The organism is Halomonas sabkhae (genome assembly GCF_030409265.1).
Classification (GTDB): Bacteria; Pseudomonadota; Gammaproteobacteria; order Pseudomonadales; family Halomonadaceae; genus Halomonas; species Halomonas halmophila.
On record NZ_JAUFPM010000012.1, the window covers coordinates 40,093 to 65,319 of the forward strand.

Consider the following 25,227-nt stretch of genomic DNA (forward strand, 5'->3'; position numbering starts at 1 on the left):
TCTCGGTCAGGCCCGCGCTAGGGCGGCCAGCGCCCCGGCGAGCCCCTGTCGTGTCAGGGTGGTGTAGGCAGTGGCGACCGCCTCGGCGAAGCGCGGCTCGGCCGCCAGCGTCGGCGGGAAGACATCCTCGACGGCCAGGAAAGCCCGCACCAGGGCGTCGGCCTCGCCGCCGTGGCGCGCGTGGAGGGCCGCCAGGTGACTGGCCAATGGATCGTCCACCGGATGGTATCGGCCGGTCAGGTCATCGCCAGCCGTGTAGCGAATCCATGCCGCCACGCCGAGCGCCGTGCAGGGCACCTCGCCACCAGCCGCCAGGCATGCCTGGGCGCCGTGAAGCCAGCGCTGAGGCAGCTTCTGTGAACCATCCATGGCGATCTGCTGCAGCCGATGACGCAGGCTGTCGTTGGCGAAGCGCTCGAGCAACTCCTCGGCATAGGTGGTGAGGTCGGTCCCCTCGGGCATGGCCAGGGTCGGGGCGGCCTCCTCGAGCATGTAGCGACGCAACAGGGCAACCAGATCATCGCGGCTGACCGACTCGAACACCGTCTCGATGCCTTCCAGGGCGCCCAGATAGGCGAGCAGCGAGTGGCTGCCGTTGAGCATGCGCAGTTTCATCGTCTCGAAGGGCGCCACGTCGGTGACCATCTCCACACCCTCCGCTTCCCAGGCCGGCCGTCCCTGAGGGAAGTCGTCCTCGACCACCCACTGGCTGAAAGCCTCACCTACCACGGCGTTGGCGTCGTCGATGCCGAGCTCGGCCAAACGGGCGAAGTCCACCTCGGTCATGGCCGGCACGATGCGATCGACCATGCTGCACGGGAAGGCCACCTCCTGCTCGATCCAGGTCTCCAGCGCGGCGTCGCGTCGTTCGGCCAGCTGAATCACGGCATTGCGTGTGCGCTTGCCGTTGTCGGGCATGTTGTCGCAACTGAGCACCGTGAACGGCGCCAGCCCCGCCGCCCGACGGCGCGCCAGGCCTTCGACCAGCAGCCCCGGAGCCGTGCACGGCGTCTGGGGACTGGCGATATCCGCGGCGATCAGCGGATCGTCGGCGAGCAACTCGCCACTAGCCGGACTCAGGAAATACCCCTTCTCGGTCACCGTCAGTGTCACGATACGCGTCTCGGGCGAGGCGAGGCGCGCAAGCAACGCCTCGCGGTCGCGCCCCCAGCGGCCAGTCTCATCACGACCGCTAAACAGCGCCTCTTCGATCACGCCGATCTCGCGGACAGTGACATGCTCGCTGTCCGCGTACTCTGCCACATGGTAGCGATGACCGGCCTCATGCAGGGCATCCACCAACGCCACGTTGGCACGCAGGTTAGCGCTGGTTACGCCCCAACTGGTGTCGCCCGTGCGCTGGCGATAACGCTCCAGGTAGACCGCCTGGTGGGCGCGATGGAAAGCACCGAGGCCCAGATGAACGATGCCGATTCGGTCGCTGCCGGCGGTGGCCGGCAGCCGTGTGATGTCCTGCATCACGTTCTCCATATCGGTGGGTGTCACAGGCTCACTGGCCGAGTATCAGGTTGGGCAGCCACAGCGAGACCGCCGGCACATAGGACACCAACAGCAGCACGGCGAGGTTGCAGACCAGGAAGGGCAGGATAGCCCGCGCTACGGTCAACATGGGCAGCTTACCGATGCCGGAGACCACGAACAGGCAGACACCCACCGGCGGAGTCGTCAGGCCGATCATCAGATTGAGGACCGCCATGACGGCGAAATGCACAGGATCCATGCCCACTCCAGTGGCCACTCCGAGCAACGCCGGGAAGAGGATAATCAGCGCTGCGATGGTCTCCATGAAGGTGCCGACAAACAGCAGAATCAGGTTTAGGATCAGGATGACGACAAGCGGATTCTCGCTGATGTCCAGGATCAGGCCGGCAACCATCTGAGGGATCTGCTCGCTGGTCAGGATCCAGCCGAACAGGTTGGCAAGCCCCACCATCAGCAACAGCGCCGCAGAGGTGAACACCGTATCCGTGAGGATGCTCGGAAGCTTGCGCCAGGTAAGCCCCTTGTAGACATACATGCCCACCACCAAGGCATAGAGGCTGGCAACAATGGAGGCCTCGGTGGGCGTGAAGAAGCCGCCGATGATGCCGTAGAGGATGATCGCCGTCATCAGCAGTGCCCAGAAGGCAGTCCTGGCCTCGCGCAGCAGCTGCAGGAAGGGCACTCGAGACTCCTTGGGATAGCCACGTCGTACGGCGAGAATATATACCGTGACCATCATTGCCACACCCAACAGCAGGCCGGGTAGAGCACCAGCCAGAAACATTCTCCCAACCGACACCCCGGACAGCGATCCGGCGATGATCATTGGCACACTGGGCGGTATGATCGGCCCCACGGTAGAGGAAGCAGCAGTGACCGCTGCGGCGAACGGCCTGTCATAGCCGGCTCTGGCCATGCCGGGGATCATCACCGAGCCGATGCTAGCCGAATCGGCCACGGCGGTGCCTGAAATACCGCCGAAGATCATCGAGCCTCCGACGTTGGCCAGTCCCAGTCCGCCACGGATGTGACCCAACAAGGCATTGGAAAAACGCACGATGTTCTCGGTGATATTACCGACATTCATCAGGTTTCCGGCCAATACAAAGCCTGGAATGCACAGCAATACGAAGGTGTCGATTCCAGCATACAGACGCTGTGGAATAACGGTCAGCGAGATACCTTCCAGCAACAGGTAAGCCAGCGAGGCAATACCCAGCGAGAAAGCGATGGGCATGCCGACCAACAGCAGAATCAGAAAGGCGCTGAACAGGACGATGACTTCCATCACGGAAACTCCGAGTCGGGTCGCTCAGGCGAGCGGAAAATGGCGACGAAGCCCTCAAGGAAGCCAATGGCGCCGTAAAACAGCAACAGCGCGAACATCACCACCGTGGAGAAGAAAATGTAGAGCATGGGGATCTTAAGGGTGGGTGAAGTCTGCCAAGCGCCGTTCATGGCATACTGCCAGGCATACGGCAGCACGATCAGAGCGAAGCCGGCAATCAGCAGGCAAATGAGAGAGTGGAGGGCAGCTCTGAAGCGAAGTCCGAGCGTATGCTGGAAGAGTTCCACACTGACGTTACGGTGCTGACGAAGCACCACCCCTGACGACATGGCCACCATATAGATGAAAAGGTAGCGCGACAGCTCCTCGGTCCAGGAGACGCTGAACGGCAGAAAGAGTCTCGCCGAAATCTGCAATAACACCGTGCCGGCGATGGCCACCAGGGCCGTGACAGCCAGCACGGTGAACAGGGTATCGATAACTCCAATCAGCCGCCCCAGGGCGCCCTGAAAGGTGGGAACCGAGGCGAGCGGGTCCAACTGCTCGAGCACCTCCTGCTCGTCCGCCTTCTGATTAGGGTCCATAGATCCTCCGCAAGATGCCTGGGCGGCACTCATCTTCGAGCGGGCGAACCCCGGCAGGGCTCGCCCGGTAACGGCATCACAGCGACTGGATGGCCTCGAAAAGCTTGCGCTGCTCTTCATTGAGGGAATCGATCACCGCGGGGCGGGCCTTCTCGGCAAAGGCATCGGTATCCACCTCGACGAACTCCATACCACGCTCTTCAAGCGCCTGGCGCAGACGTTTCTCGTCCTCGGCGAAGAGGTCAGCCTCATAGGCTTGCATGGTATCTGCCGCTTCGAAGACCACCTGCTGCAGGTCCTCCGGCATGCTCTCGAGCTTGTCCTTGCCGATCACCACGTAGATCCAGCTGCGCACGTGACCAGTAAGGTTCACGTAGTCCTGGACTTCATCGAAACTAGCACTCTCGATCAGGCTCAGCGGGTTCTCCTGCCCTTCGATGGTGCTCTGTTGCAGGGACGTGAAGACTTCGCTGAAAGCCATGGGAGTCGGGCGGGCCCCCAGCGCCTCCCAGGTATCCACGAACAGCGGCACGTTGGGCACACGCAGACGCAGGCCGTCGAGATCCGCGGGCTTTTCGATCGGGCGGTTGGACGTCAGATGCCGCGGACCGCGTTCGAACCAGGCCAGAGGCACCAGGTTGGCACGCTCGGTAATCTGGGCCTCGATCTCATCGCCGATCTCACCCTCCACAGCCTGTTCCAGATGTTCGGAGTCACGGAAGGCATAGGGCACCGCCATCATCGCCGCCTTGGGCGCCCAGTTCTGCAGGCTTTCGCCGGTGATGGTCATGTCGGCGGTGCCCAACTGGATGCTATTGATCACATCCATCTCGGCACCGAGCTGCTCGTTGGGATAGAGCTGTACCTCGATACGACCGTCGGAATTGTCTTCAACTTCTTCCTTGAACTTCTCGGCAGCCTGATGCCAGATGTTCTCTTCATTGGCTAGGTGGCCGAATTTCAGCGTGAAGTCAGCGGCCAGGCCGGCCTGACTGCCGAGGATGGTGGCGCCCAGAACGGCGCTGGTTATGAGTCGTTTGATCATGGCGTTGTCTCCTGGCACTTGCAGTTGTGGCTTGTTGATTATCGTGCGGACCACGAGCGTGGATGGCCGTCAGGTACCGACTTGAATCAGCACCTTGCGGGCCCTTTCAGGATGGTTATCGATCATTTGGATGGCGTCGGGCATATCATCGAAGGGCAGGCGATGGCTCACCAGTGCCAGCGGATCGAGCCGCCCGGATGCCATAAGATCGATCACCTCCGGAAATTTGCGGTTGTTGAGACGCGAGCCGACCAGGGTCAACTCTTTCTTGATCACCTCCAGTTGCACCAGGTCGCTGGGGGTGGGATCGAAGCCGAGCAGGCCGATGCGTCCCGCCGGCGAGGCCATCCGCAGCATTTGCGGCAGCAGGGCCGGAACGCAGGCGGCATCGGCGATCAACGGCATACCCTCGCCGCCGGTCAGCGCCGCGACCTCGGCCTCGACGTCCTGCTCCGCCCCGTTGAGGGCGCGGGTGGCCCCGAGCTCTCGGGCAGTGTCCAGACGGGCATCAATGACGTCGCTGACGGTGATGTCTTCGATCCCCTGAGCGCGAGCCACCTGCAGAATGGTCAGGCCGATCACGCCGGCGCCGAGAATCAACAGGCGATCGCCGGGGTGCGGCTGCATGCGCCCCAGTACGTTGGCGGCGATGGTATAGGGTTCGACCAGGGCCGCAGCATCCAGCCCCAGGTTCTCGGGCAGCCTGTGCACATTGGCGGCCGGCACGTTGACCCGCTCCTCGAAGCCGCCATTGCGGTGCACACCGATCACCTCGAGCGATGTACAGACGTTGGGGCGACCAATGCGGCAGGGGTAGCAGTGACCGCAATTGATTACCGGGTCGATGCACACCTGGTCACCGACGCTCACATCCTCGACGCCCTCCCCTACGGCCTCGACCAGGCCGGCAAACTCGTGGCCGGTAATGCGAGGAAAGCGCACGAAGGCGTTATCACCGTGGATGATGTGCATGTCGGAGCCACAGATCCCGGCGAAGGCTACTTTCACCAGCACCTCGCCCGGTTCGGCCTCGGGAGTCTCGGTATCGACCAGGTGATAGTCCTGGGGCGCGTTTACCTGAAAGGCTTTCATCGGCTTACCTCGTTACCAGTGCCACAGGGTGCCGTCCTCGAGCCGGTTGACCGGCAGGCTGGCACGACGATAGGGATACCTGGCGGCCGCCTGCTCGTCGATGTCGACGCCGTGTCCCGGCGTCTCGCCGACCAGGAAGTGACCGTCCTCGAAGCGGTAGTCGTGGGGGAAGACCTCATTGGTGACGTCTTCGTGGGGCATGTACTCCTGAATGCCGAAATTGGGCACCCAAGTATCGAAGTGGATCGCCGCCCCCAGGCACACCGGAGACAGGTCGGTGGGACCATGAAAACCGGTCCGCACGTGGTAGAGCCCGGCCAGGTCGGCCAAGCGCCGCATGTGGGTGATGCCGCCAGCGTGGGTCAGGGTAGCGCGTATGTAGTCGATCCACTGGTTCTCGATCAGCGCCTTGGCGTCATAGAGGCTATTGAACACTTCGCCCACTGCCAGTGGCGTCGTCGTATGCTGCCGAATCAAGCCAAAGCTCTCCTGATTTTCTGCCGGCACGCAGTCTTCCAGCCAGAACAGATTAAATGGCTCGACTTCCTTGCCCAGACGCGCTGCTTCGATGGGAGTCAGCCGGTGGTGCACGTCGTGGAGCACATGCAGGTCGTCACCGAAGCGTTCGCGCACGGCGGCGAACAACTTGGGCGCATGGTTGAGGTACTTGGCAGTGTTCCAGACGTGTTCGGCCGGCAGGTCGGCATCAGCAGGTTCATAGCGTTCCCCGGGGTTCTTGGCCACGCCGTAGATGCTGGAGATGCCCGGCACTCCTGCCTGAACCCGAACTGCCCTATAGCCTTGCTCAACATGACGGGCCACCTCGTCGAGACAGGCCTCGATATCCTTCCCAGTGGCATGGCCATAAGCCATGACCCGCTCTCGACTCTTGCCACCCAGCAACTGGTACAGCGGCATGCCTGCGACCTTGGCCTTGATGTCCCACAGTGCCATGTCCACGGCACCGATGGAGCTCATGGTCACCGGCCCCCGCCGCCAATAGGCACCACGATAGAGGTAGTGCCAGATGTCCTCGATGCGCTGAGGGTCGCGGCCAATCAAGGCAGGAATCACGTGTTCCTCGAGATAGGCGACCACCGCCTGCTCGCGACCATTGAGAGTGGCATCGCCGATACCGTAGACGCCTTCGTCGGTCACGATCTTGAGGGTAACGAAGTTGCGTCCCGGCGCAGTGACAATGGTATAGGCCCGTTCGATCTTCATGCCTGGATCTCCTCGGCGAGCGATGGTGTCTGGGCGGACTGGAACATCTCGGGAAAACGGCGCACCAGATCGGGCAGCGACTCCAGAATCTCTCTCTGATGAATGCGCATCGTCTCTACTGCGGCTTCAGTATCCTGTCGTTCAATGGCGTCGACGATGGCTTCGTGCTGAGCGATCAGCTTGTCGAGTGGCGTGCTCTCGGGAACGCTCAAATAGCGCACCCGATCAAGCTGTGCCTTGACCTCCTCGGTCACCTTCCAGGCGGCCTGCTGGCCGATGCCCAACGAAAGGGTGCGATGGAAGCTCTCGTCGAGCAGGAAGAAGCGATCGTGATCGGCCGGCTCGCTGCAGCGACGCTGCCGCTCGATCAACTCGCGCAACTCGGCAAGTACCGGGGGCGCCAACCCGCGGTTCGCGGCCTCGCGCGCCACGGCCACTTCCACCGCCTCACGCACGAAGCGTGCCTCGAGCACCGCCTGCTGCGAGATCTTGACCACGAAGGTGCCACGCTGCGGTCGCACCTCGACGAGCCCCGCCTCCGATAGCCGAATGAAGGCTTCACGGACCGGTTGGCGGCTAACCGCGAAGGTCTCGGCGAGTTCCTTTTCCGACAGCGCCTGTCCCGGAGCCAGCTCCATGCGAATGATCGACTGACGCAACACCTCGTGAAGGCGCTGACGAACCGAATCGCTGTCGCGGGTTTCCAGCCATAGAGCTTGTAGTGTCGTATTCATGCGTTTCATCCCGGTTCCGTCGGCGCGCACGCTGGCCGTCGCCTATCTGATATAACTAGTATGGTAGTATGGTGAAAGAAGTAAAAGGACTCACGACCTAGACCTTGGTATGACGCCCACGACGGAGGCCCCCTTGAAACGCCGTCCCTATGCCGGTACCGACTACCGTCGAGCCCTCAACATCGCCGACCTGGAGCGGATAGCTCAGCGCCGGCTTCCCCACCTCGTGTATGAATATCTGCAGGGCGGCGCCGATGACGAACGCACGTTGCGGCACAATCGCGACACCTTCGATGACTACTTGTTTGAACCCAGAACATTGACCCGGGTCGGTCCTCGGGACCTTTCCACCACCTTGCAGGGCACGCTCCATGCTTTGCCCCTGGTGATCGGCCCGACTGGCTACAACGGCATGCTGACCCGCAACGGCGACGTCAAGCTGGCCACGGCCGCCTCGCGTAAAGATATCCCCTTCGTGCTGAGCAATGTCGCCACGACATCGCTGGAAGATATCGCCGCCCTTGAGGGGCTCGATGCCTGGATGCAGATCTACTTCTACCGTGATCGTGACTACGTCCGAAAACTGGTCGAACGCTGCCGCCATGCCGGTTACGAGACCCTCGTGGTCACCACCGACAGTGCCATCTACGGCAACCGTGAGTGGGATCTGCGCAACTTCCGTAAACCCATGCAGCCGACCCTGCGCAATCTCATCCACCTCCTGTCGCGCCTGCGCTGGACCGCCGATGTGCTGGTTCCCGACGGCATGCCGACCTTCAAGAACCTGGGGGATCTTCTACCGCCTGGAAAACAATCCGTGCAGGGCGCATCGGCCATCATCGGCCAACAGCTGGACCCGACGCTCAACTGGGACGACATCGCCTGGCTGCGTGACCTCTGGCCAGGACGATTGATCATCAAGGGCATCCTGGCACCTGCCGAAGCCGAGCATGCCGCCGAGCTCGGCGTCGACGGCGTGGTGCTCTCCAACCATGGCGGACGACAGCTCGACCACGCCCTCTCTCCGATGGATGTGTTGCCCGAGGCCAGGCGCCGAACGGGCAAACGCTGCCAGCTCTTCATCGACAGCGGCTTTCGACGTGGAACGGATATCGTCAAGGCGCTCGCACTGGGCGCGGATGCGGTGTGGCTTGGGCGAGCAACCCTTTACGGATTGGCTGCCGGTGGTCAGCCTGGTGCCCTGCATGCTCTGAAAATACTGGAAAGGGAACTCGACCGGACTATTGGGTTACTGGGGGTAAGCCGGATCGCCGACCTTAAGGCCAATATGCTTGCTCACAGGGCGCACACTCCACGAGCACACAGCCTCGATTGACCTCCTGAAACCGGGGTATCATGGTCTGTGAAATTCGTCCCTAACAGGAGCCCGAGATGGCATCTCTCCGCGACCAACTGAGCGGGCTGGTGTACTCGACCGAGCACGGCGATACCTGTCCGGATTGTCGGCAGCCGGTGGAGGAGTGCCGCTGTGCCGACGCCGCCGAGGATGAACGCTTGTCGGCACTGGATGGCATCGTGCGCCTGCGGCGTGAAACCAAGGGCCGCAAGGGCAAGGGCGTGACCCTGGTGGAAGGGGTGCCGCTCAAGACCGAGGAGCTCAAGACCCTGGCCAAGGCCCTCAAGAAGCGCTGTGGCACCGGCGGCGCACTCAAGGAGGGCGTGATCGAGATCCAGGGGGATCAGCGCGATGCCCTGCAGGAAGAGCTCGAGAAGCGTGGCTTCAAGGTCAAGCGCGCCGGTGGCTAATCCCCCGGGCTTCCACGTGCGATACATCAGGCCCCATCTGCCAAGGAGACCCCAATGAGTGCGATCCGTTTGACCCAATACAGTCACGGCGCCGGCTGCGGCTGCAAGATCGCCCCCGATGTGCTGGACGGCATTCTGGCCAAGGCCGGCCCCGGCGCCTCGAGCTCGCAACTGATCGTCGGCAACCAGGGGCGCGAGGACGCGGCGGTCTACGACCTGGGTGACGGCCGCGGTATGATTGCCACCACCGATTTTTTCATGCCGATCGTCGATGACCCCTTCGATTTCGGCCGCATCGCCGCCACCAATGCCATCAGTGATGTCTTCGCCATGGGCGGCTCGCCGGTCATGGCGCTGGGTATTCTGGGCTGGCCGCTGGACAAGCTCGAGGCGGATATCGCCGGGGATGTGGTTGGCGGCGCCCAGGCCGTGTGCCGAGAACTGGGGCTGGCACTGGCCGGCGGGCATTCCATCGATGCTCCGGAGCCGATCTTCGGCCTGGCGGTCAACGGCCTGGTCGACCTCGAGCACCTCAAGCTCAACAAGGGGGCCAAGCCCGGTGATCTGCTCTATCTGACCAAGCCGCTCGGCGTGGGCATGCTGACCACGGCGGAGAAGCAGGGCCGCCTGGAGCCCGGGCACCAGGGCCTGGCCCGCCGCACCATGCTCGAGACCAACCGCATCGGCATGGCGCTGGCACGCATCCAGGGCGTGCATGCCATGACCGATGTCACCGGCTTCGGCCTGGCCGGCCACCTGGCCGAGATGTGCGAGGCCAGTGGCGTGGCGGCACGCATCGACTTTCGCCGTCTGCCGCGCCTGGCCGAGGCCGAGGCCTATCGGCGCCAGGGGGCGGTGCCCGGCGGCTCGGGACGCAACCGCGAGGCCCTCGGCAAGGCCCTGCCGGCCATGGACGAGGCGCACTGGCAGTGGTTGTGCGATCCCCAGACCTCCGGCGGACTGCTGCTCTCGGTGCACCCGTCCTGGGAAGACGATATCGAACGCCTCGGGCGGGAATATGGCCTCGAGCTCGAACCCTTCGGGGAAGTCGTCACGGCCCGTGGCGAGGCACGTATCGAGGTACGTGGATGAGCCACGAGCTGATCGAGCCCGATCTGGCGTTACTGCAGGCAGGCAAGGTGCTGATCGATGTGCGAGCCCCGGTGGAATTTCGTCAGGGCTCGCTGCCCGGTGCCGTCAACCTGCCGCTGATGAATGACGAGGAACGTCACCGGGTCGGCATCGAGTACAAGCAGGCCGGTCAGCAGGCGGCCATCGAGCTGGGCGAGCGCCTGGTAGCGGGCGATGTGCGCCGCGAGCGGATCGCGGCCTGGCAGGCACTGCTCGAAAACCACCCGGATGCCATCATCTACTGCTTTCGCGGCGGGCTTCGCTCCCGGGTCGCGCAGCAGTGGCTGGCCGAGGCGGGTATGCCGCGGCCGCGCATCCGCGGCGGCTGGAAGGCCATGCGCCAGGCCCTGTGTGCGCGCATCGATGCCGCCGCCGAGCAGCCACAGCTGGTGGTCGGCGGCCTCACCGGCTGTGCCAAGACCAGCCTGATTCAGTCCCTCGAGTGCGGGCTGGATCTCGAGGCCTGCGCCCGCCACAAGGGCTCGGCCTTTGGTCGACATCCCCTGGAGGCGCCGTCACAGATCGACTTCGAGCATGACATGGGCCGGCGCTTGCTGGAGCTCCCCGGGCCGCTGGCCCTGGAGGACGAGTCCCGCCATATCGGCGTCGCCAATATCCCGTTGACCTTCTGGCGAGGCATGCAGCGTGCCCCGCGCATACGCGTGGAGATGCCGCTGGACTGGCGACTGGAACAGATCCACAAGGACTACATCGCCGACCTGTGGGCGGTCTATCAGGGACAGTTCGGCGACTGGCTGGGCTGGAGCCTGATGCGCAAGCAGCTTTCCAGCGCCCTGCTGCGCCTGCGCAAGCGGCTGGGCAGTGCCCGGCTGGCCCGCCTGCAGCGCCTGCAGGAGCTCGCCTTCCGCGAGCACGAGCGCGGTAACCCCAAGGCCCACGAGGCCTGGCTGGCGCCCCTGCTGACCGAGTACTACGACCCCATGTATCGCTATCAGCTGGAGAAGCACAACGACCAGCACTTTCTCCACGTCGGCGACTGGGACAGCTGCCTGGCCGCGGCACGGGACTGGGCAGCCAGCGCCACGCCCGCGTGACCCCGGCGCATCGCGTCAGCGACGCACGCTGGCCAGCCACTGGGCGAGCAGGCGGTCCAGCAACGGCGCCTGGCGATCGAAACGGCGCGTATCCGCCAGCATGGCCCGGCGCGACTGCACATAGGGGCCACCGCCCAGCGCCGGCAGGTGGTCCAGCATCGCCGCGGCGCTGGCGGGCGTGGCTTCGATGTGAAACAGCAGGCCGATCACGCGCTGCGCATCCCAGCTGAATCCCTGCATGGGGCCGGCCTCGCTGCCGCCCAGTGGCAAGGCGTCATCGGGCAGGGCAAAGATATCGCGATGCCACATGAAGGCCTCGAAGGTCTCCGGCAGGTCGAAGGGGCTCTGCGGCGCCAGCCGGACGCTGTGCCAGCCGCTCGCGGCATGGGTGCCGCGCGATACCACCGCGCCCAGGGCCTCGGCGATGCGGCGCGCCCCGTAGCCGACTCCCAGCAGGGGTTTGCGGCCGTCCAGCGCCCGGTCAATCAGCTTGTTCTCGTCGCGCGGCCAGGTCGCCTGAGGGTCGACTTGCCCTTCGTCCGGGCCATCCAGCACGATAAGCCCGTCGGCATCCGCCAGGCGGGGCGTCAACTCGCCGTCATGCAGATGGAAAACGGTATGGCTATGCCCCATGCTATCCAGCCAGTCGGCGATTCGAGCGGGGCCCTGGTGCGGGCTATGCTGCAGCAGATGAAAATGCATGACAGACCTCGACGATGGCATGAGTGACAGACCGGGAAAGCAGGTTACATGAAGCCAGCACTCAAGGAACAGATCCTCACCATCCTGGCCGAGATCCCGCCCGGCCGGGTCACCACCTACGGGCGCATCGCCGCCATGACCGAGGGCGCCACCCCGCGCCTGGTCGCCAGGGCATTGCGCGAGTTACCGGCGGGCCACGGCCTGCCCTGGTTCCGCGTCATCACCGCGTCGCGCCGACTGGCCGATCACGGCGGTGCCGACGAACAGCGGCGCCGTCTGCTCGATGAGGGCGTGGCCTTCGACAGTCGCGGCCGGGTCGCCGCGGAACGCCTCTGGCCCTGAGCCTCATTTCACCAAGGAGAATGCATGTCGTCATCCACCGGCTTCTTTGATCAGCTGCAGGCCCTCACACCCGCCGGCCAGCAGGCCTTCATGGCGACGCTGTGCGAACGCCTGGTACCCAACTACGCGCTGTATGCCGAGACCACCGGCCACGGCGACCCCCAGGCCCTGCGCGCCGTCCTGGCATTGGTCTGGGAACAGCTGAGCGTCAAGGATGCCCGCATCGACTTCGACCGCCAGGCCGACAAACTGGCCGAGCTGGAGCCGCCCGCCGAGGACGACAGCTTCGGCGCCCGGCGCGCCCTGGAGGCCGTGGTCGCCCTCTCCGCCCTGCTCGATGCGTTGCGTGGCGAGTCACCGGGCTCGATCCTCGAGGTCAGCCGCACTTCGCGCGGCGGCGTGCGCGCCTTCATCGAACTGACCGAGGGTGAGGACGATGATGACAAGCTCGCCCAACTGACGCGGGAACACCCCTTGATGGCCGAGGAGAACGACTTTCAGGACGCCGCGCTCGAAGCCGCCCAGGCCAGACTCGACAAGGACGCCATCAAGGCAATGCGAAAGCTCGGGCGCAATGAAGGCGTCAGCAACCTGGGCCTGAGTGCCGACACCTGAGGCGCAGGATTCAACGCATGACGCCCCTGCCATTCGGCAGCCCCGGCGACACGGACCAGACGACGGGAACCCCGCTCAGCATGCATATCCTGTACAAAGTCAAACAGCTGGTGGTACGCCATTTCATCGAGTTCAAATGGTATAACCTGCTGCTGGCTCTGCTGTTCTACCTCCTGGCGAGCTGGGTCCTGATGTGGCTTTCCGGCGAGCGCGAGATTGCGTCACCCGATCACTTCTTTTACTGGATCGTGGTCACGGCATCGACCGTCGGCTATGGCGACTTCTCCCCGGTCACCTCGGCAGGCAGATGGGTGACCAGCCTGTTTGTCATTCCGCTGGGGCTCGGGCTCTTCGGTATCCTCATCGGCCGCATGGCGGCACATATTTCCTTTCTGTGGAGAAAAGGCGTGATGGGTCTGGATTCGCTTGACTACGACCAGCACATCCTGGTGATTGGCTGGAACGAGGAGCATACGCTGCAACTGCTGAGGCTGCTGCTGCGCGAGCTCGATTACCATGCCGACAAGCGCCCGCTGGCCTTGTGCGTGCGCACCGAGATGGAAAACCCCATCCCCGATCGCATCGGCTTCGTGCGGGTCTCGAGCTTCACCGGCGAAGAAGCCATGCGGCGGACCGGCGTCGAGCGCGCGGCACGGATCATCATCGACTGCCAGGACGACGACGCCACCTCCTCGGCCGCCCTCTTCGTCTGCAACGCCAATCCCGATGCCCACGTCATCACCTACTTCCACAACCAGCACATGGGCCAGCTGCTCAAGCGCCACCTGCCCAATATCGAGCCCATGCCGTCCGTCGCCACCGAAATGCTGGCCAAGGCCGCCATGGACCCGGGCTCCAGCCGCGTGCAGCACGAGCTGCTGAGTGTCGATCAGGGCATGACGCAATATTCCATCGAGTATGCCGGCCAGCACAGCGTCGAATTGAAAACGCTCTTCCATCTCTTCAAGGAGCGCTATGACGCCACCCTGATCGGCGTCGCCGCCAGCCACCGCGACCCCATCTCCATCAATCCCTCGCTCGCCATGTCGGTCGCGCCCGGGGCCGTGCTGTATTACATCGCCGATGAACGCATCAATGACTTCAACTGGGCGCTGGACGGCACCCGGACATGATGCACGAGGCCCTCAAGGGCGGGCACTCGAGCCCAAATTGAGTTTGGCCTCAGGGGGCAAATAAATCGTTGGTCGGCGAGCCCTGCAGACGTCATTGTTGAGACATCGGAGACGGCCTCGTATCCGGCTCCGACGCCAACAATATTCGCCAGGGAGATTGCCCCATGACGCAACCCAACGTATTGGTCCTGATGGCCGACCAGCTCAATGGCACGCTGTTCGAGAATGGTCCCGCCGACTTTCTGCACGCGCCCAATCTCAAGAAACTGGCCAAGCGCGCGGTCAACTTCAACAACGCCTACACACCCAGCTACCTGTGCGCACCGGGTCGTGCCGCCTTCATGTCGAGCCAGTTGCCGAGCCGCACCGGCGTCTACGACAATGCGGCGGAGTTTCCCTCCAGTGTCCCGACCTGGGCCCACCATCTGCGCCGTGCCGGCTACTCCACCTGCCTGTCGGGCAAGATGCACTTCGTCGGCCCCGACCAGCTCCACGGCTTCGAGACACGCCTGACCACCGATGTCTACCCCGCCGACTTCGGCTGGACGCCGGACTACACCAAGCCGGGCGAGCGCATCGACTGGTGGTACCACAACCTGGGCTCGGTGACCGGCGCCGGGGTCGCCGAGATTTCCAACCAGATGGAATACGACGACGAAGTCGCCTTCCACGCCGAGCAGAAGCTCTTCGACCTGTCGCGCGGTCATGACGATCGCCCCTGGGCCCTCTGCGTCAGCTTCACCCACCCGCACGACCCCTATGTGGCGCGCCGCAAGTACTGGGACCTGTACAACGACTGCGAGCACCTCGAGCCGCAACAGGGCGCCGTGCCGTTCGATGAGCTCGACCCGCATTCCCAGCGCGTCTTCGAGGCCAACGACTACACCAAGTTCGACATCCAGCCGCAGGATGTGCGCAACGCTCGCCAGGGCTATTTCGCCAACATCTCCTACATCGACGACAAGATCGGCGGTGTCCTGGATGTGCTCGAACGCACCCGCATGCTCGACAACACCATCATCGTGGTGTGTGCCGACCACGGCGACATGCTTGGCGAGAAGGGCCTGTGGTTCAAGATGAGCCCCTATGAAGGCTCTTCGCGCGTGCCGCTGATGCTGGCCGCACCGGGCCTGGAGCCGCGCAACGTCGAGGATCCGGTGTCGATCGTCGACATCAATACCACCATTGCCGACCTCGTCGGGATCGACCTGTCCTCGATCGCGCCCTACACCGACGGCCAGTCGCTGCTGCCCCTGGCGCGCGGCGAGAAGCGCGAGGCGCCGGTCTACATGGAGTACGCCGCCGAAGGCAGTTACTCCCCGATCGTGACCATCCGCGAGGGCAAGTGGAAGTTCAACCACTGCGAGATCGATCCACCCCAGCTCTTCGACCTGGAAGCCGACCCACTGGAAACCCGCAACCTCGCGGAAGACCCCGACTACGCTGAGGTGCTGGCCGAGTATCAGGCCAAGGTCCACGAGCGCTGGGACATGGCCCGTTTCGATGCCGAGGTGCGCGCTTCCCAGGCCCAGCGCCTGATCGTCTACGAGGCACTGCGCAATGGCCACTACTACCCCTGGGACTATCAGCCGCTGCAGGACGCGTCCGAGCGCTACATGCGCAATCACATGGACTTGAACGAGGTCGAGGAAGCCCAGCGCTACCCGCGGGGTGAGTAACCCGTGAACCGGGCAGGGTCCAGGCCCTGCCCTGAAACGCCGGCCAGACCGGCATGCAAAAGCGCCCGTACCGGCTGGTACGGGCGCTTTTATTGACGTTGGCAGCAGAGGCTGTCAGCCGCGGATATGGCGAAGCTCACCGTTCAGGCCGCGGATGATCGAGTAGCACATCAGCAGCATCACGATGGAAAACGGAATCGCCGTTGCCGTGACACCGGCCTGCAGTGCCGACAAGCCACCACCGATCAGCAGCACGATGGCAATCAGCCCTTCCACCGTGGCCCAGAACATGCGCTGAGGCCGCGGCGCATCGATCTTGCCGCCGGCCGTGATGGTGTCGATCACCAGCGAGCCGGAATCCGAGGAGGTCACGAAGAAGACCAGCGCCAGGATGATGCCCAGTGTCGACATCACACCGGTCAGCGGCAGCTCATTGAGCATGCCGAACAGGACCAGTTCGGGCTGGTAGCTGTCGATCACGTAATCCTTGACCAGACTCGCGGCAGGGTCGGCATAAAGCTGCTCCAGCGCGGTGCTGCCGAACACGCCCATCCAGACGAAAATGAACAGGCTGGGCACCAGCAGCACACAGAGCACGAATTCACGCACGGTGCGGCCACGCGATACCCGGGCGACGAACATGCCGACGAAGGGCGCCCAGCTGACCCACCATGCCCAGTAGAACACCGACCAGGCCTGACGATAGGCATCATCCTCACGACCGAAGGGCGCCGAGAGCGGAATGAACTCCGTGACATAATGCTGAATGCCTGACCACATGCCGCTGACGGCAATCAGGGTGGGACCGGCCAGCAACACGAAAATGAAGAAGAATAGCGACGCGCCCATGTTGAGCTCGGAGAGCCGCTTCACGCCACCGTCCAGGCCACGCCATACCGACACCAGCGCCACGGCCGTGACCAGGGCGATGACGATCACCTGAGTGGTGGTGTTGACCTCGATACCAAAGACGAAATTCATGCCCGCATTGGCCTGCTGGGCACCCAGGCCGAGTGCCGTGGCCAGGCCGAACAGGGTGGAGAACACCGCCAGGATATCGATGGCGTGGCCCCACCAGCCCCAGACACGATCCCCCAGGATCGGGAAGAACACCGAGCGGATGGAAAACGGCAGTCCCTTGTTGTACGAGAAGATGGCCAGCGCCAGGGCCATCACCGCATACACGGCCCAGCCATGCAGCCCCCAGTGCAGGAAGGTGCCCGCCAGGCCCATGGCCGTGGCTTCGGGAATCGCCGAGGTATCCAGGCCACCTTCTTCACCGAAGGGCGACGTTATGCCCAGCGGCAGCGACACATTGGCGTGATACACCGGCTCCAGCACGCTGAAGAACAGCAGGGCGATGCCGATACCCGCCGTGAACAGCAGCGCGAACCAGGACAGATAGCCATATTCCGGCCGGGCATCCGGGCCACCCAGGCGCACCTTGCCATGCGGCAGCACCACCAGGGTCAGGCAGAACAGGATGAAGAAATCCACCAGAATCATGAAGTACCAGTCCAGGGTGCCGGTCGAAAAGCTGACGATGGACTGGAAGAATTCGCCGGCGCGTTCGGGAAATATCAGGGTCAGTACGATGAAGACCACCGACGCCAGCGCGGAGACGATGAAAACCCGATTGTGAATGTCGAAGCCGACAGGACCGATACTACCTTCGATATTATCCTGTCCGACCACATAGTCGGTGTGCATGTCGCCGGCACCGGGCGGCGATAGCGGTTCTTTCGAGGAGCTCATATAGGGCTTCTCCTTGTCGTCGTTATCATGGTGATTATTGTTTTGCAGTTTCGAGAGACGGCAGGCACGTCACACCTGCCAGAGGCACAGCCCGCCAGCGCCGACGGCGATGGCAGGCGGGGAAACCGGTATATTCCGTACTGGCGGAGTCCTAGAGGACGATCACCACCGGCTGCTCATCGCGTGGATCCTCCGTGACCAGGCCGACGCGCTGCAGGCGCGCCACCACGCTGGGTTTGGTCCAGGCCAGGTAGAGCTTTCCACCGCGCGCATGGCAGCGGCGCGCCTGGCGCTGCAGCAGATGAATGCCACTCAGGTCGATGAAGTTGATGCCCGCGGCCAGGATCACCAGGTTGGGCTGGTCGACATATTCCAGCCGTTTGGCCACCGAATCGCAGGCACCGAAAAACAGCGAGCCATCGATGCGCAGAACCTGACAGCCCGCCTCACCGATGGTCTGCTGGAGCGTCGGCGGCGCCTGGTTCAGGTCACTCTCCACCACGGGCGGGCGCGTGGTGCGTCGCAGGTAAAAGATCAACGACGCCAGCACGCCCAGATAGATCGCGAACTCCATCGCCAGCAACAAAGTGCTGAAGAAGGTGATCAGCAGCACGGTGGCTTCCGAATGGCTCAGGGTCAGAGCCTCGCGAATGCTTTGCCGGTCGACCAGCTTGAAGGCGACCAGCAGCAGCTGTCCGGCAATGGCGGGCATGGGAATGAACTGCAGCAACGGCGACGCCAGCAGCAGAATGGGTATCAAAAAGAGCGCCGAGAACAGGGCCGCCATGGGCGAGCAGGCCCCGGCGCTGGCATTGAGCCCCGAGCGGGTCAGCGACCCCGAGGAGACATAGCCGGAAAAGAAGGCCCCTCCCAGATTGGCAATCCCCTGGCCGATGAACTCCTGATTGTTGTCGAGCCGCTGCCCCGTGCTGGCCGCAATGGCGCGCGAGATGGCCACGGCCTGCACCAGGCCGAGCAGGCCCAGCGCCATGGCACCGGGCGTCAAGAGGCGCAGGTTTTCCAGCGACAGATCAGGCGCCGAGAGCGGCGGCAATCCTGCCTGCACCTCGGTTACCCGCTGAATGCTCTGGCCCTGCGGATCGAGCCAGGCCGCCAGCAGCGTCGTCGCCAGAATCGCCACGATCATGCCCGGCCAGCGTGGCAACCAGCGTTGAAAGGCCAGGCAAACGAGAATGGTGGCAGCGGTGATCAACAGCGCCAGGGGCTGAATGGCATCGAGACGGGTCAGCAGCTGAGGCCATAACGACAGGAAACTGCCGTTTTCGACTGCCTCGAGGCCCAGTGCATGAGGCAGCTGGCTGGCGGCAATGATCAGCGCCGCCCCGGCCGTGAACCCCGTGATCACCGAATGCGAGACCAGTTCGACCAGAGCGCCCAGGCGCGCCACCCCCAGCAGGATCTGGAACACGCCCGCCAGAAAGGTCAGGGTCATCGCCAGGGTGATGAACTCGCTGGTTCCCGCTTCGGCGAAGGGCTGCAGGGTGGAAAACAGCGCGATCGACAAGGCCGCTACCGGGCCACTGACCATTTGCCGTGATGAGCCGAACAGCGCCGCCAGGATGACCGGCACGATGGCCGCATACAGCCCGTATTCCGGCGGCAGACCGGCCAGCAGGGCATAGGCGACGCCCTGCGGCAGCACCAGCACGGCACCGGTCAGGCCGGCAATGGCATCCGTGCGCAGCGAGCGCGGCGTCTGCCGCGGCATCCAGTCGAGAAACGGCAGATACCGGCGCAGCCGGGTGGATGCCGTGCGGTCCCCGCTGGCACCACGCATCAGGATTGCCCCGATAGCGCTCGCCGGCGGAGTACCGAGCAGCGGGACAGGACGGAACCAGGTCTGGATCGGATGAGCTTCATGGCTCGGTCAACGGCATGCATCATGAGGAATCACCCTACGAGGTAAGCCATTGTGGCGCTCACAACAGCGTTGTTTCGATGCATTCACAATGAAGGGGGAAAGCCTGTCATACCAATGATTTATTTGTACCCTGAGGCCAAGCAGAGGTTAGCCTAGCGCGCCATGCGTGGCCGCCGTCCCGGTGCCGAAGGCCGACGGGCAGGCGCCGCGACGCTGTCATCAAAGGGTAATGAGCGGCAGCGCAGAGTAACCGGCTTGCCCCTGACGGCCGGACCGGAAGCTGCCCCGGTGCCCGGAAGGCCATGATGTAACACCTTTTGACTGGCCCGGCCGCAATCTCCCGCTGTTCCTGCACTGACAAGTTGATACCCTCGGCCTCATGACGACACTCATCACATTGCTGGAAGGCCTGGCCCTGCATTGCCGCTGGTGGTGTCGGGCCCTGGTTGCCTGGCGCGACCCGCGTGCTCCCATCAGGCCACGCCGTGCCCTGCTACTGGTACTCGGCATGCCCCTCTTCCTGCTGGTCCAGGGCGTCCATGCCCTCTGCCTGTTGCTGGATGAGCTGCTGTTTCCGCGTTATCGCGGCGTGAGGGTCGGTCGAGCCCTGTTCATCACCGGCCTGCCGCGCAGTGGCACCACCTTCCTGCATCGCACCCTGGCCATGGACCGCCGGCGCTATACCACGCTCACTACCTGGGAAGCCCTGCTGGCGCCCTCGATCACGCAACGCAAGCTGCTGCGCGGGCTCGGCAAGCTGGACCACGCTCTGGGAGGATGGGGGCGGCGCGGCCTGGACGCCATCATCCGGCGCGCGGTCGGTGACTTCGCCGCCATCCATGATGTCGGCCTCCACGCCGCCGAAGAGGACTACCTGACGCTGTTGCCCGCCGGCGGCTGCTTCATTCTCATGCTGGTATTCCCGGGCAGCCCCGGCCTCTACGAGCTGGGCCACTTCGACCGCCGGATGAGTCCCGGACGGCGCCGGCGCCTGTTACGCTTTTACGAGCGCAGTCTGCAACGCCATCTGTATGCCGATGAGCAGCAACGACGCCTGCTCTCCAAGAATGCCGCCTTCGGCTCCTGGCTGGACGGACTCCGGCAGCAGTTTCCCGAGGCCCGCTTCATGGTCTGTGTGCGCGACCCCGTCGCGGCTCTGAGCTCCCAGCTCAGTTCGGTGCGCAGCGCCGCCGAACTGTGCGGCACCAAAGCAGACAGCGCGCGGTTTCAACACGACTTCCTCGCCATGTTCGGCGAGACACTCGACCACCTGAACGACACCCTGGCTGACGGGTCAATGTCACAGGGAGCGGTCATCGACATGGACGACCTGCGTGAGCAGCCGTCACTCCTCATCACCCGAGCAATGGCATGGATCGGCGAACCAATGGGCCCGGAGCTGGCGCACCATGTACAGCAGTTGCCCGCCGGTACCGCGAGTCGGCACCAGCATACGGCCGAGTCACTGGCGATCCCGCGTGACACCATGGAAGCCGTCATGCAGCCGGCTTACCTGGGCCTCCTCGCCCTGCCTCAGCGAATCAGGATCAGTACGTGAACGAGACAGCCACCCCCTTACAGCCCGAGCCCGGCATCGCCGTGCACCGGTTGCGCATTGCCTTCTTCTCCGACTCCCTGGCCGAACGCAATGGCACCGGCTCCTACTATCACGACCTGATCGATCAACTGCGATCCCGCGTCGAATGTGTCGAGATCCTGCAGCCTGAAGCGTCGAACGGCTTCCACCCTTTCCGCTTCCCCCTGCCGGGCGATGCCACCCAGCATGTCGCGGCGCCCAACCCCGTCCGGATTCACCGAACCCTGGCGCGGCTTCAACCGCATGTCATCGTCAGCGTGACACCCGGCCCCTACGGCCTGCTCGGCCCCTGGATGGCCCGCCGCCATCAATGCGGCTTCATTTCCGCCTACCACACTCACTTCGAGGGCCTGGCCGACCTGTACTGGCGGCCCTTCAAGCGGCAACTGATCAGCGGCTGCCTGAGCTCCGCCAACCGCTTTCTCTGCCAACGCAGCAGCACGGTGCTGATCCACAACCAGGCGCTGGACGATACGGTCATGGGCCTGGGTGCCAGGCAATGCGATGTGATGGGCACCCCCCTGGCCCGCAACTTTGCGGAAACGCCACCCGCCCCGCTGACGGAAGGCCTGCAGCAGGTCTGCTTCGCGGGCCGACTGGCGGCGGAAAAAAACATCGATACCATCCTCGAGGCCGCGCGCCACTGGCCGTCCATCCGCTTCGTGATCGGCGGCGATGGTCCTCTCAAGTCCCGGGTCGAAGCCGCCGCCAGCGAACTGCCCAACCTCGACTACCGTGGCTGGCTGTCGCGTGATGCGTTGCGCCAACTGATCGACGACTCCAGCCTGCTGGTACTGCCCTCCCACCAGGAGACCTTCGGTTCCATCGCCCTCGAAGCCATGGCACGCGGCCGCCCGGCCCTGGTGTCGGAAAACATCGGCATTCATGACTGGCCACAGCTCGCGAACGGACTCTGCAAGATCCATCACGGCGAAACCCTGAGCGATGCCATCGGCCGTCTACAGGCCAGCCCGCCCGGCTTCCTGACCGAAGTGGCGTCCCGCGCACGGGAGGCGGCCCTGCAGCTCAATGACGACACGCTCGAGCAATGGCTTGACGTACTGACCGCACAGGCCACCGCCCGACCATGAAAGCCCTGCTCTCGATCCACGATGTCATGCCGCATACCCTGCCGCGCGTCGCCTCGATCATCGACACGCTGAGAGCGCAGGGTCACGCGAATCTGACGCTGCTGGTCGTGCCCGGCAAGGACTGGCAGCCCAGCGACATCGCCACTCTGGCCCGCTGGCAACAGGAGGGGCTGGAACTCGCCGCCCATGGCTGGCACCACCACGCCTGGCGGATCAAGGGGCTCCGGCATCGCCTGCACGCCGCCCTGCTCTCGCGTCGCGCAGGGGAACACCTGGCGCTCGACGGCGACGCCATCGCCCGGCTCATGCAGGCCGCCGCCGACTGGTTTCCGCAACACGGCCTGGCATCCCCCAGCACCTATGTGCCACCCGCCTGGGCACTCGGCGCAATTCCGCGATCGCACCTCATGACCCTGCCCTATCAACGCATCGAGGTCACACGCGGCATTATTGACCTGCAGAGTGGGCAGCTCGACAAGCTCCCGCTGGTCGGTTTCGAGGCCGACACGCGCTGGCGCGAGCAGGCACTCCGGACCTGGAACCGGCTCCAGATCCGCCAGGCACGACGCGGCGAACACCCGCTACGCCTCGGCATTCACCCCTACGACCCCGAACTGCGCCTGGCACAGGACCTGCAACGCCTGGTCGCCGAACCCTGGCAAGCCCTGCGTTACGACCAGCACCGTGGCTAACTCACAACGTGCCAATGGCAAGAAAGAGGTGAAGAGGTAACCCCGGCGGAACCCTGAGAAGAAGGGATGTGGACGTCGAGAGCGGCGACCTACTGCCTTTCCAGATCCGCTAGGTGTGATCTCTCGGTAGGTTGTTCATCCGGAGCCTACCCGGAAAACTGGTTTATCCGGGTACTCACCGACAACGGCGTGTGCTATCGCTCCCGTCGCTTTCGGCGCCTGTGCCGGCGGCTGAGGCTGAAACACCGCCGGACCAAGCCGTACAGCCCACGAACCAACGGTAAAGCGGAGAAGTTCATCCAGACGGCGCTGCGCGAGTGGGCCTACGCGCGAGCCGGATGAGTGCGGCAGGCACCTGTCTGCCTGGCTTCATCAGTACAACTGGCACCGCCCGCATGCCAGTGCCAGTCTCGATTAACATCCTCCAGTTAGCCGGCTGGACCTTTCCGTGAACAACCTGGTGGGTTTACACATCTAGGTACGAGACGATGGCTTGCCATTGTGCAAGAGGCTTACCTGCGGGGATGTACTCTTCAAGCTCATACAGGGTAGGTATGGAGTGGCTCCGGTATGGGCGCTGGATAGAGGCTTGAATCAGCAGCGTAGGTGCTAAGGTCGACGAACGTCCATCAAGGAGTTCAGATATGGCGAGGTTTTCAGAGCGGCATTTCGAGACAGCTCGAGAGATGCTCGATTACTTGGACCCTCTCGATACCGATCGTTGGCCGCCGAGCCGGTTCATCTTTCGGGGGCAGCCATGCTGTGATCTCGGGCTAATCCCGGCAAGCCACCGTATGGATGGCGATGTCACGGGCCCAAAGCGCTGGGGGACGAAAGACGTCGCATGTGGAGATCAGGTCCAGTTTGAGCAAGAGGTTCTTCAGCACTTTATCCAAGGGTGTGATATCTCAGGCTTTCCAGTTCCTGGTGACGGCGTATACCTCCGGGACTTGGCAAGTGACTCAACGGTAAGGTGCACCCCTCTCAGTTGGCCGCAAGAAGAGCTCCATCACGCACTGGCCTCCGCTCAGCATCATGGAGTACCTACATGTTTGCTGGATTGGTCCCGACGGGCGCATGTTGCGGCTTACTTCGCTGCCTCTTCCGCTCTCGCTGGGTCGAGATCAGAAGGTCAGCGTATCGTGGTCTGGGCACTGAACCGTCACGCCAAGATCGTGAAGCTGGTAGAGGCACCGGGTAGCACCAGTCCCAACCTTGCCGCCCAGTCGGGAGTTTTCACGGTTGCCAAGCCAGTCACCTTCCCGGAGCAGGAAGAATCCTCCGAGAATGATCTATTCCTTCCTACGGGGTTACAGCATCAGGATACCCTGTATCAGGCCCCGTTAGAGCCATTCGTGCTCGAACGCATCACGCTGGGCATCGAGCAGGCTGGAGAGCTCCTCATGGCTTGTGAGTTACTGGGGATCTCGGGGGCCACTTTGTTCCCCGGATACGAGGGTATCTCGCGAAAGGTTCGCGATTGGGCAAACGCCGAGCACAAGGGCTTCGACCCAGAAGAGATCTCGATACGAGACCTCTGGTGAGTAAGCGGATTCGTAACCTTCAGCTGGGACGTCAAGGCCACCCCGGCGAGCCTGTTTTAGGAGACAGGATGTGCCAGGGGGCTGACCGAGGACCTATCCAGGATGACTGGTTGGTGGATCAGAGCGAGCTGCTCGGAAGCGGCGAAACGCGGGTCATTTTTTGACCCGCAGAATGAGCTTCATTGTCACGATATCGAGTTGGACCTTGAGGGTATGTCGGTAGAAGACATTGCCTACCGGTCCCGCGAAGTAAAACCGGCTTCAGACTATACATACGAGGATGTAGAAGGGTTTGTGGAACTTGCTCTGGATGGTCCGCTCAGGACTTTGGTCGAGCTTTAGCCAGCCTTCCGCTGTCATAGTGCCAAATGTACTGCCACACCATTGCTAGAGAGCTACCTATCTTTCATGCCGAAGGCATCGCGAGTATGTGCCACAGCCGTCTCGCGGTTACAGCGTGAGGCCGAGTGGAGAAGGGGATCAGGAAGGAATCTGTACGTCGAATTGTACGCAGACACAAAAAAACCGCCTTCAGGGGCGGTTTTTTGCGTTCTGCAAACTGTTGATCTGCTGGGAAAATTCCGATGGTGCCGACACCAGGAGTCGAACCCGGGACCTACTGATTACAAGTCAGTTGCTCACCATCTAAGCCACACATGACTGGCGGAAGAAAATGGCAGAGAGTGTATCGCTGGCTGTATGGCCGTTACTCCAACTGTGGAATACATGTCATTTATCGGCGCATCTACTATTCGAGTCCATCCGATTCGTC

General features: G+C 63.3%; 22 protein-coding genes and 2 pseudogenes. 14 read left to right on the top strand and 10 right to left on the bottom strand.

Features of this window, described 5'->3' with window-relative positions; all coding sequences use genetic code 11:
- Positions 1-6 precede the first annotated feature (6 nt).
- The 7 genes from QWY79_RS08160 to QWY79_RS08190 form a co-directional block, all read right to left on the bottom strand.
- A complete protein-coding gene (locus tag QWY79_RS08160) occupies positions 7-1,479 on the bottom strand; it encodes a mannitol dehydrogenase family protein (RefSeq protein WP_290271661.1) in 1,473 nt (490 codons plus the stop codon).
- A gap of 31 nt (positions 1,480-1,510) precedes the next feature.
- Positions 1,511-2,791 carry a TRAP transporter large permease gene (locus QWY79_RS08165; RefSeq protein ID WP_290271664.1) on the bottom strand — a complete coding sequence of 427 codons (1,281 nt, stop codon included), beginning with the start codon at positions 2,789-2,791 and terminating at the stop codon, positions 1,511-1,513.
- Complete coding sequence (locus QWY79_RS08170) at positions 2,791-3,375, bottom strand: TRAP transporter small permease (protein WP_290271666.1); 585 nt, start codon at positions 3,373-3,375, stop codon at positions 2,791-2,793. The genes QWY79_RS08165 and QWY79_RS08170 overlap by 1 nt, the downstream gene beginning before the upstream one ends.
- Positions 3,376-3,451: 76 nt before the next feature.
- Positions 3,452-4,420 carry a TRAP transporter substrate-binding protein gene (locus QWY79_RS08175; RefSeq protein WP_290271668.1) on the bottom strand — a complete coding sequence of 323 codons (969 nt, stop codon included), beginning with the start codon at positions 4,418-4,420 and terminating at the stop codon, positions 3,452-3,454.
- Positions 4,421-4,489: 69 nt separating this feature from the next.
- Entirely contained in the window at positions 4,490-5,512 is a 1,023-nt protein-coding gene (locus tag QWY79_RS08180) for a Zn-dependent oxidoreductase (protein ID WP_290271669.1), read from the bottom strand.
- Between the two features lie 12 nt (positions 5,513-5,524).
- Entirely contained in the window at positions 5,525-6,736 is a 1,212-nt protein-coding gene (manD, locus tag QWY79_RS08185; RefSeq protein WP_290271671.1) for a D-mannonate dehydratase ManD, read from the bottom strand.
- Positions 6,733-7,470, bottom strand: coding sequence for a GntR family transcriptional regulator (locus QWY79_RS08190; protein ID WP_290271673.1), 738 nt, complete (start codon positions 7,468-7,470; stop codon positions 6,733-6,735). Before QWY79_RS08190 ends, manD begins: the two co-directional genes overlap by 4 nt.
- A gap of 133 nt (positions 7,471-7,603) precedes the next feature.
- On the opposite strand from QWY79_RS08190, the gene QWY79_RS08195 reads away from it, so the two are divergent.
- The 4 genes from QWY79_RS08195 to mnmH are packed head-to-tail and all read left to right on the top strand — an operon-like array spanning position 7,604 to position 11,423.
- Positions 7,604-8,806 carry an alpha-hydroxy acid oxidase gene (locus QWY79_RS08195; protein WP_290271676.1) on the top strand — a complete coding sequence of 401 codons (1,203 nt, stop codon included), beginning with the start codon at positions 7,604-7,606 and terminating at the stop codon, positions 8,804-8,806.
- A 56-nt stretch (positions 8,807-8,862) separates the two neighbouring features.
- Positions 8,863-9,237, top strand: coding sequence for a translation initiation factor Sui1 (locus QWY79_RS08200; RefSeq protein WP_141321018.1), 375 nt, complete (start codon positions 8,863-8,865; stop codon positions 9,235-9,237).
- Between the two features lie 54 nt (positions 9,238-9,291).
- Positions 9,292-10,329 (top strand): selenide, water dikinase SelD, encoded by a 1,038-nt coding sequence (selD, locus tag QWY79_RS08205; RefSeq protein WP_290271678.1) that lies wholly within the window; start codon positions 9,292-9,294, stop codon positions 10,327-10,329.
- The gene (mnmH, locus tag QWY79_RS08210; protein WP_290271680.1) at positions 10,326-11,423 is read left to right on the top strand and encodes a tRNA 2-selenouridine(34) synthase MnmH; all 1,098 of its coding nucleotides are present in this window, start codon (positions 10,326-10,328) and stop codon (positions 11,421-11,423) included. The genes selD and mnmH overlap by 4 nt, the downstream gene beginning before the upstream one ends.
- A 15-nt stretch (positions 11,424-11,438) precedes the next feature.
- On the opposite strand, the gene QWY79_RS08215 is transcribed toward mnmH, so the two are convergent.
- Positions 11,439-12,125, bottom strand: coding sequence for a type 1 glutamine amidotransferase (locus QWY79_RS08215; protein ID WP_290271682.1), 687 nt, complete (start codon positions 12,123-12,125; stop codon positions 11,439-11,441).
- 48 nt (positions 12,126-12,173) lie between these two features.
- Between QWY79_RS08215 and QWY79_RS08220 the strand changes: the two genes are divergently transcribed.
- From QWY79_RS08220 to betC, 4 genes are all read left to right on the top strand, one after another.
- Positions 12,174-12,467, top strand: coding sequence for an MGMT family protein (locus QWY79_RS08220; RefSeq protein ID WP_141321025.1), 294 nt, complete (start codon positions 12,174-12,176; stop codon positions 12,465-12,467).
- A 24-nt stretch (positions 12,468-12,491) separates the two neighbouring features.
- Positions 12,492-13,082: a YjaG family protein gene (locus QWY79_RS08225; protein WP_141321027.1), complete on the top strand. Its 591-nt coding sequence runs from the start codon at positions 12,492-12,494 to the stop codon at positions 13,080-13,082.
- 17 nt (positions 13,083-13,099) lie between these two features.
- Positions 13,100-14,215, top strand: coding sequence for a potassium channel family protein (locus QWY79_RS08230; protein ID WP_290271686.1), 1,116 nt, complete (start codon positions 13,100-13,102; stop codon positions 14,213-14,215).
- A gap of 164 nt (positions 14,216-14,379) precedes the next feature.
- On the top strand, positions 14,380-15,894 hold the full coding sequence (gene betC, locus QWY79_RS08235; RefSeq protein WP_290271688.1) for a choline-sulfatase: 1,515 nt from the start codon (positions 14,380-14,382) through the stop codon (positions 15,892-15,894).
- Between the two features lie 114 nt (positions 15,895-16,008).
- Here betC and QWY79_RS08240 read toward each other — a convergent pair whose 3' ends face one another.
- A complete protein-coding gene (locus QWY79_RS08240; protein ID WP_290271690.1) occupies positions 16,009-17,649 on the bottom strand; it encodes a BCCT family transporter in 1,641 nt (546 codons plus the stop codon).
- A 151-nt stretch (positions 17,650-17,800) separates the two neighbouring features.
- Positions 17,801-19,447 carry a SulP family inorganic anion transporter gene (locus QWY79_RS08245; RefSeq protein ID WP_290271693.1) on the bottom strand — a complete coding sequence of 549 codons (1,647 nt, stop codon included), beginning with the start codon at positions 19,445-19,447 and terminating at the stop codon, positions 17,801-17,803.
- 463 nt (positions 19,448-19,910) lie between these two features.
- On the opposite strand from QWY79_RS08245, the gene QWY79_RS08250 reads away from it, so the two are divergent.
- The 6 genes and pseudogenes from QWY79_RS08250 to QWY79_RS08270 all read left to right on the top strand — a co-directional run bounded on the left by QWY79_RS08250 (position 19,911) and on the right by QWY79_RS08270 (position 24,455).
- Positions 19,911-21,089: a sulfotransferase gene (locus tag QWY79_RS08250; protein ID WP_290271695.1), complete on the top strand. Its 1,179-nt coding sequence runs from the start codon at positions 19,911-19,913 to the stop codon at positions 21,087-21,089.
- Complete coding sequence (locus QWY79_RS08255) at positions 21,086-22,219, top strand: glycosyltransferase (protein ID WP_290271697.1); 1,134 nt, start codon at positions 21,086-21,088, stop codon at positions 22,217-22,219. The genes QWY79_RS08250 and QWY79_RS08255 overlap by 4 nt, the downstream gene beginning before the upstream one ends.
- Positions 22,216-22,911: a polysaccharide deacetylase family protein gene (locus QWY79_RS08260; RefSeq protein ID WP_290271698.1), complete on the top strand. Its 696-nt coding sequence runs from the start codon at positions 22,216-22,218 to the stop codon at positions 22,909-22,911. The genes QWY79_RS08255 and QWY79_RS08260 overlap by 4 nt, the downstream gene beginning before the upstream one ends.
- A gap of 168 nt (positions 22,912-23,079) precedes the next feature.
- Positions 23,080-23,329: pseudogene (locus QWY79_RS08265) on the top strand (integrase core domain-containing protein); the annotation flags it as partial.
- A gap of 268 nt (positions 23,330-23,597) precedes the next feature.
- Positions 23,598-24,011 (top strand): annotated as a pseudogene (locus QWY79_RS15810) (FRG domain-containing protein); the annotation flags it as partial.
- Between the two features lie 42 nt (positions 24,012-24,053).
- Complete coding sequence (locus QWY79_RS08270) at positions 24,054-24,455, top strand: hypothetical protein (RefSeq protein WP_290271700.1); 402 nt, start codon at positions 24,054-24,056, stop codon at positions 24,453-24,455.
- Positions 24,456-25,227 lie beyond the last annotated feature (772 nt).